At 41.8% G+C, this 249-nt stretch carries 1 protein-coding gene; it reads left to right on the top strand.

Features of this window, described 5'->3' with window-relative positions:
* Nucleotides 1–214: phage tail assembly chaperone (locus CHH91_RS18790; RefSeq protein ID WP_483372417.1), on the top strand; the 214-nt coding region annotated here is incomplete at its 5' end.
* Nucleotides 215–249: the final 35 nt, after the last annotated feature.

Below are 249 nucleotides of genomic sequence, written 5' to 3'. Positions count from 1 at the left end.
TTTCTATGCGCGTGTTGCTATTGAGACTACTGTTTATCCGAACTTCCGCAGCAAAGACTTGCGTGAAGCCTACAAATCAGAGGATGCGGTTGAGGTAGCTAAGAAAGTCCTTTCTGTTGGTGGAGAATACAATAACTTCATTGCAAAAGCGATGGAAGTGAACGGCTTCAATGATACGATAGAGAATCTTGAAGAAGCAGCAAATAACTCATAAAAGAGGGAAACCGCGAGGCAATGTATTTCTACTAT

It is taken from the genome of Virgibacillus sp. 7505, assembly GCF_002272135.1.
Taxonomy (GTDB): domain Bacteria; phylum Bacillota; class Bacilli; order Bacillales; family Amphibacillaceae; genus Terribacillus.
The sequence above is the reverse complement of the archived record's forward strand: the minus strand, read 5'-3'. Positions and strand labels throughout refer to the sequence as shown.